This window comes from Aeromicrobium sp. Root472D3 (genome assembly GCF_001426485.1).
Classification (GTDB): domain Bacteria; phylum Actinomycetota; class Actinomycetes; order Propionibacteriales; family Nocardioidaceae; genus Aeromicrobium.
Genome location: NZ_LMET01000001.1, coordinates 1,456,794 through 1,471,360, shown reverse-complemented (window position 1 = coordinate 1,471,360; position 14,567 = coordinate 1,456,794). Strand labels below are relative to the sequence as shown.

The window sequence follows — 14,567 nt, the reverse complement described above, 5'->3', positions numbered from 1 at the left end:
GATGCCGCTGCGCCCGCTCACCGATCTCGACGCCGCCGACTGGTTCGTCAGCGACGCTGCGACGTCGTCGGCCGCGCCGTCCCTGCGCACGCAGGTCGGCCCGCCGGGCTTCGACGCGTACGTGCGGGTGCTGCACTCGACGACGGGTGACGGCGAGCGGTTCGAGGGTCACCTCGACGCGGCGCTCCTGGCCGCTCTCGTCGACGTGCTCCGGGCGTACACCGCGACCCCCGACGACTGCTTCTTCGCGCTGTGGGAGGGCTACGGCGACATCCACGGCGGCGAGGCGGCCGGCTTCCTCACGGCGTTCTCGGGCCCCCCGAAGTGGCCCGGTCGCATCTTCACCAAGGAGAAGCCCGTCGCACCCCCGCCGCCGGCCTTCCCGCCGCACGTCATGGAGGGCCCGCTGCTGAGCGCCAACGACGAGACGTACTTCCTGTTCGGCGGTCCCCTCGCGGAGGCCGGTCGGTGGGGCGCGCAGGGCTACGGCAACGGCGCGCCCCGCGACATCAACAGCCCGAACCTGATGTGGCCCGCCGACCACGCCTGGTTCGTGACGACGGGCATCGAGGGCACGTGGACGGGTGTCGGCGGCAGCGAGTCGCTGGTCGCGGCGCTGCTGCGGGACGACCGGCTCGAGACCGTCCGCCAGCGCTACGACGACGGGGCCCTGCGCTGATGGCCGCCCCGGTCAGGATCGTGCTGGCCTCCCAGTCACCGGCGCGCCTCGCGACGTTGCGGTCGGCGGGCATCGAGCCCGAGGTCGTCGTCTCGGGCGTCGACGAGGACCTCGTCACCTCGACCGACGCCGGCAACCTCGCCGCGGCCCTCGCCCAGCTCAAGTGCCGCGCCGTCGCCGAGCGGGTCGGTGCCGACGCGCTCGTGGTCGGCTGCGACTCCGTGCTGGCGTTCGAGGGCGAGATCCTCGGCAAGCCCGACGGGCCCGACGACGCGACGGCCCGGTGGCGGCGCATGCGCGGGCGCAGCGGGGTGCTGCACACGGGCCACTGCGTGCGCCGCGGCGACGACGAGTTCCTCGAGACGGCCTCGACGGTCGTGCACTTCGCCGACGTCACCGACGCCGAGATCGCGGCGTACGTCGCGACCGGCGAGCCCCTGCACGTGGCCGGGGCCTTCACGATCGACGGCCTGGGCGGCGCCTTCGTCCGGGGCATCGAGGGCGACCACCACAACGTCGTCGGGCTGTCGCTGCCCCTGCTGCGACTGCTCGTCGGCGAGCTCGGCATCGCCTGGACCGATCTGTGGGAGCGGACGAACTAGGGCGAATGTTTGGTCTGGGGCTCCCGGAGGTGCAAGGATGGACGAACGATGGCAACCACACCCCGCAAGCGCCGCTACCACGCATCCAGTCCCTTCCAGGCCGGACCGGAGGTGGTGCACGAGGTCTACGAGGTCGGTGCACGCGTCTCGCACGACACCTACGGCATGGGCCGCATCGTCAGCCTCCAGGGCACGACGTCGGCGCAGGTCGACTTCGGCGACGGGGCCAAGCACATCCCGCTGCCCTGCGCGAAGATGAGCGCGCTCTAGCCGCCACCTCCCCCGGCTACAACCGGCGCGGGGCCGCCGTCCGCCGGACGGCCGGCGCGACGGGCCGACCGACCAGGAAGCCCTCGACCGACCCCGTGTCGAGCGCCCGGCGGTAGACCTCGCACGCCTGCGCGACGGCGTCGACGGTCTGGGCGACGTCGGCCTCGGTGTGCGCCGCCGACGTGACGAACGACTGCCCCAGCACGCCGCGTCGCAGCAGCTCCTGCAGGAACAGCGTGCGCCACGCCTGGCTGGGCCGGCCCTCGGGGTCGCGCGTGCCGAACACGAGGCACGACGGACGTCCCGACACCGTGACGTGCTCGCCGACCCCCGCCGCGTCCGCGGCCGCGCGGACACCCTCGGCGAGGTCGCGCCCCGCCCGCTCCATCAGCCCGACGGGGTCGCCGGACGTGTAGGCGTCCGCGACGGCCAGGAATGCCGCGAGCCCCGACGTCTCGGGACCGTGGGTCGTCGACAGCAGGAACACCCGGTCGGCGTCGGTGTTGAGCCCGCCGAGCTCCATGACGTCGCGGCGTCCGGCCAGCGCCGACACCGCGAAGCCGTTGCCCATCGCCTTGCCCCAGCACGACAGGTCGGGCGTCACGCCGTACACGTGCTGCGCCCCGTGCGCCGACCAGCGGAAGCCCGTGATCATCTCGTCGAGCACCATCAGCGTGCCGTGGCGGTCGCACGCCGCCCGCACGCCCTCGAGGAAGCCGGGATCGGGCTCGGCCGATCCCGTGGCGGCCTCGAGGAACACGCACGCGACGTCGTCGCCGGCGAGCGCCCGCTCGAGCGAGTCGAGGTCGTTGTACGCGAAGCGGACGGTCAGGGGGCGCGCGAGCTCGTCGGTGCCGGCAGCCATCGCGGTCGTGCCGATGAACCAGTCGTCGACCGAGAAGAAGGGCTGGTCGCTGATCGCGATCTTGTGTCGACCCGTCGCCGCCCGGGCCAGCCGCACCGCCGCGGTGGTCGTGTCGGAGCCGTTCTTGGCGAACTTGACCATGTCGGCCGTGGGCACGAGCTCGAGGAAGCGCTCGGCGGCGGTCAGCTCGATCTCGGAGGGCCGGCTGAAGCTGTTGCCGCGGGCCAGCGCCGCGGTGATGGCGTCGACGACCGGCGCGTAGGCGTGCCCCAGCGTGACCGACCGCAGCCCCATGCCGTACTCGACGTACTCGCGTCCGTCGACGTCCCAGACGCGCGCCCCCGCGCCGTGCGTGAGCACCGGCGCCATGCCGTCGGGGTACTGGTCGGAGCCGCGCGCGTAGGTGTGGGCGCCACCCGGCACGAGCTCGTGCAGGCGCGCCTGACGGGCCGTCGAGACGGGCAGGAACGGCTCAGCCATGGTGGGTGCTCCCGGTGGTGAGGGCTGCCGAGCCGGCCAGCGCGACGAGGACGTACAGCAGGGTCGAGATCTGCGCGAAGCCGCCGATGTCGAGGATCAGCGCGACGACCGCGGCGGCCGTGACGGCGCCGAGGATGCCGTTGACGAGCTCGAAGTCGCCGGCGCCCGGCGACGTGACGCCGCGGCGCGACGCCCGGAACGCGATGAGCCAGGCCCCGCCGACCAGCATCAGGAGCGCCGTGAGCCCGACGACCCCCGACTCGACGAGACGCGTCAGGTAGAAGTTGTCGAGCACGGGCTGCTGCGCGACGTCGTACGTGCCCGCGCCCTGGCCGAGCAGCCAGTGGCTCGGCAGCCGCTCGAGCGCGTAGGACAGGCCGGACGTGCGCGAGCCGACCGAGTTGTCGGACGTCCCGCCGACCAGCACGTCGGCCAGGCGCGACACGAGGGGCACCCCGGCCACGACGGCACCCACCACCACGAGGACGACGGCCGACCCGCCCGTCACGACCCGCCGCACGGGCCAGCGCCACGCCATGACGACGAGGGCCGCCGCGATCCCCACGAAGGCCGAGCGCGAGATCGTCGACACCGCACCGAGTGCGATGACCGCCGATGCCACGGCCCAGGGCCAGGCCGTGCCGCCCCGATCGCGTCGCGAGAGCGTCAGGCCCAGCGCGAGCGGGAAGACCACGGTCAGGACGGCGGCCAGCTCGAGCGGGTGCCCCGCGCTGCCCGCGGGGCGGACCGCGCCGGCGCGCAGCAGCTCGCCGGCCATCGCGCCGCTGCCCTGGTCGGTCAGCCCGGGCAGGACCAGCGCCCCGGCCAGCTCGACGCCCGTCGCCACCTGCAGCAGGGCGAGCACGGCGCTGACCGCTGCGCCGACGACGACGCCCTGGACGACGCGCACGAGATCGGCGGCACTGCCGATGACGACCATGACCAGCAGGACCGCGGCGAGCATCCCGACCTCGCGGGTCACGAGCTGCAGCGACTGCGAGGCCTGGTCGCCGACCGGACCGCGCACCATCAGGCCGGCGCACGAGACCAGGGTCGCCGCGAGCATGCCCATCGCGAGCAGCGCGGACGGGCGGTGCGGCGGCCGGACGTGCTGGCGTCCGAGCCAGCACAGCAGCAGGAGCAGACCCCCGACGTACCAGGCGATCGAGACGGGCGTCAGGCCCAGCGTGAACGGGACGACGACCGACTGGCGCGTCGCGAGGAGCCAGCCGCAGACCACCGCGACGACCGTCGCGCCGACGCCGACGCGGTCGTCGACCACGACGCGGGGGCCGCGCACGCCGGTCGGGCCGGCGGCTGCGTCAGCCACGACCCGGGCGGATCGGGCGCGAGCGCTCGACCTGCCGTGTGCCGGACCGCTGCTGGGCCTCGAGCCGGGCCTCGGCGCTGCGCCACGCCTGCCGCGCCTCGGCGCGGGTCAGCGGCACGTTGCGCCCGCTGCGCTGCCACTCGTCCTGCAGCAGCTCGCGGACCGCCGAGCGGGGGACGCCGCTGCGTCCGGGGCCGTCGCCGCGCCCGCCCTTCAGCAGGGGGGTCAGCGCCACCAGGGCCACGAGCGCGACGAACCCGGCCGCCAGGCCCGTCACGCCGGCCGCCCGCAGCTGCGCGTTGCCGACCGCGACACCCGTCGTGGGTGCGGCGGACGTGACGGTCGTGGCCTGCGAGGCCGGTGCGACGCTCGCCGACGTCTGGATCGCGGTGAGCTGCGTCGAGACCTGCTCGACGAGGGCGGCGGCGGCCTGCTGCGCACCGTCGGCGCTGTCACCCGACGCGGTCAGCGAGATCAGCGGCGTCAGCTGGGCCACCGCGGCGTTGTCGCTGCTGAGCGTGTCGGCCGAGTAGACGCCGTCGCCTCCGGCGGCGACGACCGCGTCGCGGACGTCGTCGCCCTCGAGCTGCGTGCTGACCGTCAGCGCCAGCTGGCTGATGTTGTAGTCGAGGTTGACCAGCGGGTTGGCGGCGGCGCCCCCGTCGGCGGCCGGCGGCGGGATGACCAGCACGACGGCGCGGCTCTCGTACGTCGTCGACGCGGACGTCCACCCGTAGGCGGCGCCCAGCACCGCGACGAGCGCGACCAGGAGCAGCGCGACGGGCCGCCTCGTGAGCGACCGCACCAGCTCGTCAACCCGCACAGCTCGTCCTCCACGTCTCGGCTCGTCGTTCGTCCGGCGGCTTCGCCACCGGTGGATAGTCTCGTGGTGCATGAGTATCGCGAGCGGCAACCATGACGGACGAATCGTCCGCGTTCGCGCGAACCGGCGTGTGGCCCCGGCCACGGCCGGCCCGCGACGCGTCGACGGCCTCGACGTGCTCCTGCGCGCCCCGCGCCTGACCGACGGGCCGTCGTGGCGCCGGGCGCGGCTGCTCGACGAGGCGCGGCTGCGGCCGTCCCTGTCGCAGGGCCTCGACACCTGGGACCGCGAGAGCTCGCTGACCGCGTGGGTCGAGCGCGTCCGCGACCTCCGCGCCGGCGCCCGCGACGGCACCGTCGTGCCGCACGTGCTGGCCAGGGCCTCCGGCGACGTCCTCGGCGAGATCACGTTCGCGATCGACGCCCGCTCGGGCCTGGCCGAGCTGTCGCTGTGGACGGCGCGCAGCGTGCCGCACGCGGTGACGACGTGGTCGACGGCGACGGCGGTGCTGGGGGTCCTCGAGCGCCCGCACGTCGTGCCGTGGGTCGTGGCCCCCGTGGCGGTGGGCAACCCCGGGCCGTCCGGGCTGCTCGCACGGGCCGGCTTCGAGCCGAGCGGCACGGCGCGGCTGCTGCGACCGTACGACGGGGCGCCGGCCGATCACGTCGTCTGGAGGCTCGCGAACACCGCGGCCACCCGCGACCACCTGCACGCCCAGATCGCCTGACATGACCCCGCGGAGGCTCAGGCGGAGGCGCGCAGGATGCCGGCCAGGACGGTGCTCATGCCCGCGGACGTCATCGCGGTGCGGGCGTGCTCGGCCGCGGCGCGGCCCATCGCCCGGGCGCGGTCGGGGTCGGCGAGCAGCTGGCGCAGCGCGGACGCGAACGCGTCGACGTCGTCGGGCGGCACCAGCAGGCCCGTGACCCCGTGCTCGACGTACTCGGAGATGCCGGGGTTGTCGGTCACCACGACCGGTCGTCCGCTCGCCATGGCCTCGAGCACGACCGTCAGCCCCGAACCCGTGCGCGTCGGGCGCAGGGCAATCGCGACGGCCGTCGACCGTCCGTACAGGTCGCGCATGCGCCCACCCATGCGACCCGTGTAGAGCGTGCCGAGGTCGTCCGGCAGGTCGACCGGCAGGCCCGTCGCGAGCTCGAGCCGGGCCTCCGGCACGGTGTCGCGGGTGCGGCGGACCGCCTCGACCAGCAGGGCGTGGTCGCGGAAGCGGTCCTCCCCCGCGCTCGCGACGGTCGGCGTCGCGAGCGCCCACGGCTGCTCAGGGTAGAAGTCGGTGTCGATGCCCAGCGGCACGTAGTGCACCCGGTGCCCCGGGACGCCCCACTCGCGCGACAGCACCGGCACCATCGCGCTGCACTGCGTCCACACGGCAGCGGCTCGGGGCAGGGCGACGGACGCGAGGCGGCGCTGCACCGGGTGGGCCTCCTCGCGGGTCGTCAGCCACCCGATGCCGGTCACGACGGGCGCGAACCGCGAGTGTGGCGCACACAACGCCGCAGGAACCCCGGTTCGCTCGTCATAGGCCAGCACGACGTCACTCTCACCTCGTGACATCCGGCGCAGGTCCAGCAACGCCTCGACCGGTTCGAGCCCCGACGTCCGATAGCGCAACGACCGCGCGACCCGGGCCCAGGGGCCCGTCAGCTCGCGATCACCGAAGGTGACGTCGAAACCGTGATCCCGGAGGTGGTGGAGCCCGTATGGCGACGAGTCGGGGACCTCACCACGCGCCGAGCGGCGAGCCCAGTCGGCCGCGGCCGTCCCGTCGGGAAGAGGCACGAACACCCGCATCAGCAGAGCTCCCCTCGTCGCCGTCGGAGACCGACCCTACCGTCTCGGTGCCGCTGCCGACGGCGAAGCGCATGGCCGCCGCCTTCGGTTACCAGCTGGTGTTCCGGGTGCTCGGCATGGTCGCGTCGATCGTCACGGTCGCGCTGACCGTGCGCCACCTGGGTGGCGACGACTACGGCCACCTCACCACCGCGATCGTGTTCGTCAGCCTCTGGACGAGCTTCACCGAGCTCGGCATCGGTGCGGTCGTCGTGCGCCGCGTGACGTCGGGGCACGGCGACCTCGAGCGGCTCGTGCGCATCAACACCGGCCTGTCGCTGGTGTACGGCGTGCCCCTCACGCTCGTCGCGACGGTCACCGGTCTGCTGGTCTACTCCGGCGAGCGCGAGGTCGTGACGGTGCTGCCGATCGTCGCGATCGGGCTGGCCCTGACGACGGTCGGCTCGTGCGTGCAGCCGGTGTTCCTCGCGACCGTCCGGTTCAAGGCCGTCGCGTGGTCGGACGTCGTGAGCCGCGTGCTGTCGCTCGGCGTGACGCTCGTGCTGCTGCAGACCGGTGCGGGGCTCGTGTGGTTCGCGATCGTCCAGGTCGTCCCGCCCCTGGTCGTCCTCGTGGTGCAGGGCGTCGCGGCGTCGCGCATCGTCAGCTGGCGGCCCGTCTTCGCGCTGCGCGAGAGCTGGGACCTGCTGCGCGAGAGCCTGCCCCAGACCGCGGTGCTCGTGATCGGCGTCCTGTACTGGCGCATCGACGGCGTGATGCTGAGCCTGCTCGACAGCCCACTGCAGGTCGGCACGTACTACCTCGCCTCGACGCTCGCGTTCACGCTGTCGGTCATCCCGACCTTCTTCGCGTCGTCGACGCTGTCGATGATGACGGGCCTGTGGGGCAGTGACCGCGAGCGGTTCGCGACGTTCACCGCCCGCAGCGTCGAGACCATGATGTTCGTCGGCGCGCCGATCGCGGTCGTGGGGCTCGTGCTGGCGGGCCCCGTCGTCCACCTGATCGGCTCGGCCGAGTTCGTCGACGACGGCACGCCGACGCTCGCCCTGCTGTTCGTCGCCGTCGGCGTGACGTTCCTGAACGGCACCGTCAGCCAGGCGCTGTTCGCGGCCCACCAGCAGGTCTTCCTGGTGCGGCTCAACGTCGTCAACCTGATCGTCAACATCGTCCTGAACCTGCTGCTGATCCCGGTCTGGGGGGCGGTGGGTGCCGCCGCGGCCCTGCTCGTGACCGAGCTCAGCGGCCAGGTCGTCGCGTCGTGGAAGCTCTCGCGGCACAGCAGCTACCGGACGCCGTGGCGCTTCGCGATCCGGCTCCTCGCCTCGCTCGTCGTCGCAGCGGGCGTCGCCGAGCTGCTGCGCCCCGCACCGGTGCTGCTGGCCGTCGCGGCGGCGGGGGTCGCGTACCTCGCGGTCAACTTCGTGGTCGGCCCCGTGCGCCTGCGCACCGTCCGCGACATGCTCCGCGCCGGCCAGGAGACCGCGGAGGTGCCGTCGCCGTGAGCCGTCCCCTCGCGATCTGCTGCGTCGCCTACCGCACCCCCGACCTGCTGCGCACGTGCCTCGCGGGGCTCGCGACGCACCTGCCGGACGTGCCGGTGCACGTGCACGACAACTCCGCCGAGCACGCCGCCGAGCTCGACGACGTCGTCCGCGACCACCCCGACGTCACGTGGCACCGCGGCGGGCGCAACATCGGCTTCGCGGCAGCGGTCAACGCCCTCGCGGCGTCCGTGCCCGGCCACGACCTGCTGCTGGTCAACCCCGACGCCCTGCTGCAGGGACCGTTGACCGCGACCCTTGCCGCGATCCGCGGTCCGGGCGTCGCCGCGGCCGCGCCCCTGACGCCCCCGTCCAGCGGGGCCGGACGTCCGTGGGACGTCGCGCACCGCCCGCGCGGCGTCGTGCGCGCCCTCGTGTCGGCGGCGGGCTACGCCGAGCAGCTGCGGCGCACCCCCCTCTCGGAGCTGTACGCCGACCGGCCCGACGACGTCGACGGCTACCTGACCGGCGCGTGCCTGGCCATCAGCCGCGAGGCGTGGGACGCGGTCGGCGCGTTCGACGAGGAGTACTTCCTCTACGGCGAGGAGTCGCAGTGGCAGCAGCGGGCGCGGGCGGCGGGCTGGCGTCTCGTGCTCGCCGACGAGCCGGGCGTGCTGCACGAGTCGGCCGGCACCGTCGCCTCCGACCCCGCGGCGTCGACCCGCTCGGGTGACCTGCTGCGCACCAACATCGCCCTGCAGATCGACCAGTCCGGCGGCACCGGCTCGCGGCGCGGCGACCTGTACCTCGCCGGCACCTCGGTGCTCGACCGGGTGCAGCGCTCTAAGCGCCGCACCCGGGCGCGGCGGGGTGCGACCGACCGTCCGTCGGTCGTCCTGACGATCAACCGCCTCGTGTACGGCGGCGCCGAGCGTCACCACGTCGTCCTCGCGACCGAGCTCGCGCGACGCGGCCACGACGTCACGATCGTCGCCCTGCAGCGCTTCGGCCCCCTGGTCGCCGAGGTGCCCCACTCCGTCCGCGTCGTCCGACAGCCGTGGTGGGCGCCGGCGACCGACCTGCCGCCGGGCCCGTCGGTCGTCGTCACGGGCGACACCAACACCGAGACGGGCTTCGGCACGCTGTGGCGCGCGCGCCCCGGCGCCGACGACCGTCGCTGGCTCGTCGGCGCCCACGTGCCGCCCGACCCGGACGGACCGACGTACTCGGCGGGGCTGGCGCGCGCGATGCGGCGCGCCGACGGCTTCGTCGCGCTGTCGCCGCGCCACCGCGAGCAGGTCGAGGCCCACCACGACGTCGCCCGGCGCCGGTTCGTCGCCCCGAACGGGGTCGCGCACGCCGCCGGGCTGGCCGACGTCCCGCCGCGACCGGAACGCGACCCCGGCGCCCCGCTGCGGCTCGTCATGATGTCGAGGATCGTCGAGCTCAAGAACCCGCACCTGCTGGTCGAGGCCCTCGACGGGCTGCGCGACCGGGCGTGGACGCTCGACGTCTTCGGCGACGGCCCCGACCGAGCGCGCCTCGAGGCGCTGACCCCCGACGACCTGCGCGACCGCGTGCGCTGGCGGGGCTGGTCGCCCGGCCCCGACCACGCCTTCGCCGACGCCGACGTCGTGTGCCTGCCGAGCCGGTCCGAGGCGTTCCCCCTCACGATCCTCGAGGCGATGGCCCGCCGCCTGCCCGTCGTGGCCTCGGCGACGTGCGCCGTGCCCGACATGCTCGACCACGGCCGCGCGGGCGTCGTCGTCGACGACGTCACGGTGCAGGGGTGGCGCACGGCGCTGGCCGCGGTGCTGGACGACCCGACGGGCCTGTCCGCCCTCGCCGACCGCGGCCTCGCGCGCACGCGCGACCACTACACGATCGAGGCGATGGCCGACGCCTACGAGAACGCGATCACGGAGGTCCTGTCGTGAAGATCCTGTGGATGTCCCCCTGGATGCGCCCGCTGGCCCGCGTCCACGCCGACGCGCTGCGCTCGGTCGGTCACGACGTGCGGCTCCTGACGTCCGACCAGCACCCCGAGTCGGGGCCCGCCCGCCACGACGAGTGGGTGCTCGACCCGCGGCCGAAGCAGGCCTCGACGTACCGGCCGTTCCTGCGGGTGCGCCGCGAGGTGCGCGACTTCGCCCCCGACGTCGTCGTCTCCGAGCTCGTCCGCGACCCCCGCTGGATCTCGCTGGCCGGCGCCGCGCCGCGCATCGACGTCGTCCACGACGACCGGCCGCACGACGCCGGCGAGGAGCGCCCGCGGTGGGAGCGGGCGGTCTTCGACCGGTGGCGGGCCCGCGCCGACCTGACGGTGTTCTTCAGCGAGTACGTCGCCGACCAGGCCGGCCGGGGCGACCGCGCCGTCGTCCCCCTCAGCAGCGACGTCGCCGACTCCGCCGTGCCGCCGTTCGTCGAGGCCGACGGGCGCCGCGACTTCGTGCTGAGCGGCCGCCTCAACGCCTACAAGAACATCCCGGTGGCGCTCGAGGCCTGGGCGATGCACCGCGACGGACCGCACCACCGCGGCGACGAGCTCGTGCTGATCGGCGACGGCGACCTCGCGGGCGACCTGCCGGCCGGCGTCCGCTGGCAGCGCGGACCGTTCCGCTACGCCGACGAGCTCGGCACCCTCGCCCGCGCGAAGGGCTCGCTGGTGCACTACCGCCGGGCCACCCAGAGCGGCGTCCAGGTGCTCGCGATGCAGCTCGGCGTCATGCCGCTGGTGTCGCCGGAGGGCGCGCTGCCCGAGCTGCAGCCGCCCGGCGGGCCCGTCGTCGACGTCGACGACGCCCGGGGCCTGGCCGATGCGCTCGACGTGCTCGCCGACCCGGCCGAGGCCGAGCGTCAGGGGCGGATCGCGCGCGACACCTACACGCAGCGGCACGGCCGGCCGCACGTCGCGGCGGCCCTCGGCGAGGCGATCAGCCGCGTGACCGCCGCGCGGCGCGATCGAGGCTGATCCACAGCTCGGTCAGGTCGTCGTACCAGTGGTCGACGTCGAAGTGCTCGGCGCGCGCCCGGGCGGCGGCCGCGACCCGCTGCCGGAGGTCCGGGTCGTCGACGAGACGGCGCAGGGCCACGGCCAGCGCGTCGACGTCGCCCGGCTCGACCAGCAGGCCCTCGACGCCGTCGCCGACGACGTTCGGGATGCCGCCGACGGGGCTGACGATCGGCGCGAGACCCTGGACCATCGCCTCGAGCATCGCCATCGGCAGGCCCTCCTCGTAGCTCGGCAGCAGGAAGACGTCCGACCCGCGCACGAGGTCGTCGCGCTCGGCGGGGCCCTGCCAGCCGCGCACCTCGACGACGTCCGACACCCCGGCCCGCGCGACGGCCGCGCGCACCTCGTCGATCTCGCCGTCGCCGGCCAGCACGACGCTCAACCGCCCCCGGACGTCGGACGGCAGCAGCGCCACGGCCGCGACGACGTCGTAGCTGCCCTTGCGGCGACCGAGACGCCCGAGCGAGACGGCTCGGACGACGTCGTGGGCACCGGGCACGTCGTGCCCCGCGGCGGTCCGGGGCAGCACGACGGGGTTGTGAAGCACCCGGATGCGCCCCTCGTCCATGTGCAGGCGTCGGCCGAACTCGGCGACGTGGTGCGTCGCCAGCACGAGCCAGACGTCGGCCGCCACGCCCCGCCGCACCAGCGCCCGGCCCCACGCCGGCAGGCGGTCGAACCAGCCCGAGAAGTCGTAGCTGTGCTCGTGCACGACGGTCGCGGTGCCGCGCAGCCGGGCAGCCGCGAGCGGCAGCGACTTGCGGGCGACGCTGCCCCCGTGGGCCAGGTGCACGTGCAGCACGTCGACGCGCCCCGCCAGGATCAGTGCGGACGCGACGAGCATGCCGCGCAGGCCCAGCAGCGTCCGGCGCACGAGCCCGTGGTCGGCGTACGTCGGGACGACGCGGATCGTGACCCGCGGATCGGGGTGGGCCTCCATCAGCGTCAGGACCGTGGCCATGCCGCCGCGGCTGTCGGCCGACAGCGGCGCGGGCCCGATCGTCAGCACCCTCACGGGGCGCGGCTCACCCATCGGCCCGGCCCCTCGTGGGAGGTCGGCCTACCATGGACGACATGCCGCAGCCGCTCGTCCGTCGCGTGGCCCACGGGGTCGAGATGCTGCCGGCGACGGCCCGCATCGCGGTGCGGCGGGTGCGCCGTCGAGGACGGTCCGACCGCCGCGCGACGGCGACCTGGACGTCCACCGGACCGCGCGGCACCGTCGAGGTGACGCCGCCGCGATCGGCCGTGCTGGTCGACGGCGTGGCCGTCGGACGGCTCACGTGCCGCGTCGACGCCGGCACCTCGACCGCCGAGTGCTCCTCGCAGGTGCCCGACGAGATGGCGTCCGACGTCGTCGACCTCGTCGTCGCGGGCGTGCGGGCGGACGTGCGCCGGGTGGCGTGGTTCGTGCCGGTCGACGACACCGCGCTCGAGGCGGCGCTGGCCACCTCCGGATTCGTCTGCGAGGGCTGGGCGGCACCGCCGCTCGGCGACGTGCGGGAGCACCGGCAGTGGGCGCTGCTCACCTGATCACGACGGCTCACGGTCACCCCTGACGACCCATCGCCCCGCGAGAGCGGGGTACGACGCCTCGAGCTCGGGCAGCAGGTCGGGCAGCGTCAGCAGCACCAGGTCGGGCGAGGACGCCACGAGGTCGTCGGGCGAGACGATCGGGACGTCGGTGCCCGGCATGCGCCGCCCCTGCTTGCCGGGCGACGCGTCGGCGACCGCCCCGAGCAGCGAGGCGTCGACACCGGCCAGCCCGAGCTGGGCCACCGCCACCGACGCGGCACCGTAGCCCAGCACGCGGCGGCCCTCGGCCGATCGCGCCTCGAGCCAGCTGCGGAGCCCCGCGACGTCACGGTCGACCGTGGCCTGCAGGCGGCCGACGACCGCGGCATCGGTGACGCCGAGGGCGTCCTCGTCGGCCAGCATCGCGTCGACGCCGGCGTCGGGGCCGTGCTCGCCGTGCCGTGCCGCGGCCAGCACCGTCCCGCCGTAGAGGTCGAACGACTCGACGCCGACGAGCGACATGCCGACGTCGGCGAGCAGGCGGCGCAGCGCCGTCAGCGAGTAGTACGCGGCGTGGCCGTGCCGCAGCGACGCCCACTGGGAGTGGCGCACGATCGCCGCCAGCGAGTGGAACTGGACCAGCAGGACGCCGTCGGCGTCGGTCGCCGCGGCGCGTGCTCGCCACGCCGCACGCTGGTCGGGCTCGTGCATCACGCCGAAGCTGTCGAGCACGACCGACGCGCGACCGGACGTCTCGACGTGGCCGCGCGCCGTGACGAGCGGCACCCAGGTGCCGCCGTGCGGGCTGGGGAACTCGCGCACGGTCCGGCCCGGCAGCCAGCCGCGGCCGGCGGCGACCGCCACGGCGCGCCCCGCCTGCTCGACCAGCGCCCGCGGCTCGACGCCGAGGGGCTGCTCCGCCTCGGTGTCGTCGTGGGCGATCTGCGCCAGCCCGCACGTGCGGCACAGCGCCATCGCGAGGGGGTGCCGCGGATCGGCCGCCGGGTCGCTCGTGACGGGCGGGAACGTGTCGGCGACCGGGACGCTGCCGAGGTCGAGCACGATGTCGGTGGCGTCGGACCCGCAGGCGCAGCACGTGGGGGGCGCCGTCATGGCAGCATGACCCCATGCGCGTCGACGGCACGTCCCTGCACGAGGTCCTGCTGATGGTCCCCGAGGAGTTCGGCGACGACCGCGGCTGGTTCGCCCGCACGTTCGACACCGCGATCTTCGACCGTGCCGCCGCCGAGGCCGGCATCGCCGTGCGCTCGGGCGACTTCACCCAGGACTCGCAGTCGAGGTCGCGACGAGGCGTCGTCCGCGGCCTGCACGGTCGCGGGGGTCGCGGCGAGGCCAAGCTCGTGCGGTGCGCGCACGGCTCGGTCGTCGACGTGCTGGTCGACGTCCGGCCGGGCTCCCCGACCTTCGGTCAGCAGGCGATGTTTGAGCTCGACGACGAACTGCACGCGCACCTCTACGTCCCCCCCGGCTTCCTGCACGGGTTCCAGGTGACGAGCGAGTCGGCCGACGTCTGCTATCGCATCGACCGCCCGCACGAGCCCGGCGAGGACATCGGCGTCGCGTACGACGACCCCGACCTCGCGATCGCGTGGCCCGACCCCGTGACGATCGTGTCGGACCGCGACCGGTCGGCCGGCTCGTGGGCGAGCCTCCGGTCGTCGCTGGTCTGATCTCGT

General features: G+C 74.8%; 15 protein-coding genes. 9 read left to right on the top strand and 6 right to left on the bottom strand.

Going from position 1 to position 14,567, the window contains the following annotated elements:
* Position 1 precedes the first annotated feature (1 nt).
* From ASD10_RS07225 to ASD10_RS18315, 3 genes are read left to right on the top strand one after another with little or no spacing between them, the layout of a single operon-like run.
* The gene (locus ASD10_RS07225) at positions 2-679 is read left to right on the top strand and encodes a hypothetical protein (protein WP_157432486.1); all 678 of its coding nucleotides are present in this window, start codon (positions 2-4) and stop codon (positions 677-679) included.
* On the top strand, positions 679-1,281 hold the full coding sequence (locus tag ASD10_RS07220; protein ID WP_056606733.1) for a nucleoside triphosphate pyrophosphatase: 603 nt from the start codon (positions 679-681) through the stop codon (positions 1,279-1,281). Before ASD10_RS07225 ends, ASD10_RS07220 begins: the two co-directional genes overlap by 1 nt.
* A gap of 48 nt (positions 1,282-1,329) precedes the next feature.
* Positions 1,330-1,551: a hypothetical protein gene (locus tag ASD10_RS18315; RefSeq protein WP_082556074.1), complete on the top strand. Its 222-nt coding sequence runs from the start codon at positions 1,330-1,332 to the stop codon at positions 1,549-1,551.
* 16 nt (positions 1,552-1,567) lie between these two features.
* Here ASD10_RS18315 and ASD10_RS07215 read toward each other — a convergent pair whose 3' ends face one another.
* The 3 genes from ASD10_RS07215 to ASD10_RS07205 are packed head-to-tail and all read right to left on the bottom strand — an operon-like array spanning position 1,568 to position 5,049.
* On the bottom strand, positions 1,568-2,896 hold the full coding sequence (locus tag ASD10_RS07215) for a glutamate-1-semialdehyde 2,1-aminomutase (RefSeq protein ID WP_056606730.1): 1,329 nt from the start codon (positions 2,894-2,896) through the stop codon (positions 1,568-1,570).
* Positions 2,889-4,226 (bottom strand): O-antigen ligase, encoded by a 1,338-nt coding sequence (locus tag ASD10_RS07210; protein ID WP_056606727.1) that lies wholly within the window; start codon positions 4,224-4,226, stop codon positions 2,889-2,891. Before ASD10_RS07210 ends, ASD10_RS07215 begins: the two co-directional genes overlap by 8 nt.
* A complete protein-coding gene (locus ASD10_RS07205) occupies positions 4,219-5,049 on the bottom strand; it encodes a hypothetical protein (protein WP_056606725.1) in 831 nt (276 codons plus the stop codon). The genes ASD10_RS07210 and ASD10_RS07205 overlap by 8 nt, the downstream gene beginning before the upstream one ends.
* A 70-nt stretch (positions 5,050-5,119) precedes the next feature.
* On the opposite strand from ASD10_RS07205, the gene ASD10_RS07200 reads away from it, so the two are divergent.
* On the top strand, positions 5,120-5,776 hold the full coding sequence (locus ASD10_RS07200) for a GNAT family N-acetyltransferase (protein WP_157432485.1): 657 nt from the start codon (positions 5,120-5,122) through the stop codon (positions 5,774-5,776).
* Positions 5,777-5,793: 17 nt separating this feature from the next.
* Here the strand turns inward: ASD10_RS07200 and ASD10_RS07195 are convergent, their stop codons facing one another.
* A complete protein-coding gene (locus ASD10_RS07195; RefSeq protein ID WP_235501778.1) occupies positions 5,794-6,528 on the bottom strand; it encodes a glycosyltransferase family 4 protein in 735 nt (244 codons plus the stop codon).
* A 380-nt stretch (positions 6,529-6,908) separates the two neighbouring features.
* Between ASD10_RS07195 and ASD10_RS07190 the strand changes: the two genes are divergently transcribed.
* From ASD10_RS07190 to ASD10_RS07180, 3 genes are read left to right on the top strand one after another with little or no spacing between them, the layout of a single operon-like run.
* A complete protein-coding gene (locus ASD10_RS07190; protein WP_200938157.1) occupies positions 6,909-8,363 on the top strand; it encodes an oligosaccharide flippase family protein in 1,455 nt (484 codons plus the stop codon).
* Entirely contained in the window at positions 8,360-10,279 is a 1,920-nt protein-coding gene (locus tag ASD10_RS07185) for a glycosyltransferase (RefSeq protein WP_056606716.1), read from the top strand. The genes ASD10_RS07190 and ASD10_RS07185 overlap by 4 nt, the downstream gene beginning before the upstream one ends.
* Positions 10,276-11,313 carry a glycosyltransferase family 4 protein gene (locus ASD10_RS07180; RefSeq protein ID WP_200938155.1) on the top strand — a complete coding sequence of 346 codons (1,038 nt, stop codon included), beginning with the start codon at positions 10,276-10,278 and terminating at the stop codon, positions 11,311-11,313. The genes ASD10_RS07185 and ASD10_RS07180 overlap by 4 nt, the downstream gene beginning before the upstream one ends.
* Here ASD10_RS07180 and ASD10_RS07175 read toward each other — a convergent pair.
* On the bottom strand, positions 11,276-12,388 hold the full coding sequence (locus ASD10_RS07175; RefSeq protein ID WP_056606712.1) for a glycosyltransferase family 4 protein: 1,113 nt from the start codon (positions 12,386-12,388) through the stop codon (positions 11,276-11,278). The two genes, ASD10_RS07180 and ASD10_RS07175, sit on opposite strands and share 38 nt — an antisense overlap.
* A gap of 41 nt (positions 12,389-12,429) precedes the next feature.
* On the opposite strand from ASD10_RS07175, the gene ASD10_RS07170 reads away from it, so the two are divergent.
* A complete protein-coding gene (locus tag ASD10_RS07170) occupies positions 12,430-12,888 on the top strand; it encodes a hypothetical protein (protein ID WP_157432484.1) in 459 nt (152 codons plus the stop codon).
* On the opposite strand, the gene ASD10_RS07165 is transcribed toward ASD10_RS07170, so the two are convergent.
* Positions 12,889-13,983 carry a methyltransferase domain-containing protein gene (locus ASD10_RS07165; RefSeq protein WP_056606705.1) on the bottom strand — a complete coding sequence of 365 codons (1,095 nt, stop codon included), beginning with the start codon at positions 13,981-13,983 and terminating at the stop codon, positions 12,889-12,891. It abuts the gene before it with no gap.
* A gap of 14 nt (positions 13,984-13,997) precedes the next feature.
* Here ASD10_RS07165 and ASD10_RS07160 point away from each other — a divergent pair, with 14 nt between their 5' ends.
* Positions 13,998-14,561, top strand: coding sequence for a dTDP-4-dehydrorhamnose 3,5-epimerase family protein (locus ASD10_RS07160; RefSeq protein ID WP_056606702.1), 564 nt, complete (start codon positions 13,998-14,000; stop codon positions 14,559-14,561).
* Positions 14,562-14,567 lie beyond the last annotated feature (6 nt).

Bases quoted from the DNA above. Each gene is read 5' to 3' on its own strand.
- ASD10_RS07225 (WP_157432486.1), top strand. From the start codon at position 2: ATGCCGCTGCGCCCGCTCACCGATCTCGACGCCGCCGACTGGTTCGTC.
- ASD10_RS07220 (WP_056606733.1), top strand. From the start codon at position 679: ATGGCCGCCCCGGTCAGGATCGTGCTGGCCTCCCAGTCACCGGCGCGC.
- ASD10_RS18315 (WP_082556074.1), top strand. From the start codon at position 1,330: ATGGCAACCACACCCCGCAAGCGCCGCTACCACGCATCCAGTCCCTTC.
- ASD10_RS07215 (WP_056606730.1), bottom strand. From the start codon at position 2,896: ATGGCTGAGCCGTTCCTGCCCGTCTCGACGGCCCGTCAGGCGCGCCTG.
- ASD10_RS07200 (WP_157432485.1), top strand. From the start codon at position 5,120: ATGAGTATCGCGAGCGGCAACCATGACGGACGAATCGTCCGCGTTCGC.
- ASD10_RS07175 (WP_056606712.1), bottom strand. From the start codon at position 12,388: ATGGGTGAGCCGCGCCCCGTGAGGGTGCTGACGATCGGGCCCGCGCCG.
- ASD10_RS07170 (WP_157432484.1), top strand. From the start codon at position 12,430: ATGCCGCAGCCGCTCGTCCGTCGCGTGGCCCACGGGGTCGAGATGCTG.
- ASD10_RS07165 (WP_056606705.1), bottom strand. From the start codon at position 13,983: ATGACGGCGCCCCCCACGTGCTGCGCCTGCGGGTCCGACGCCACCGAC.
- ASD10_RS07160 (WP_056606702.1), top strand. From the start codon at position 13,998: ATGCGCGTCGACGGCACGTCCCTGCACGAGGTCCTGCTGATGGTCCCC.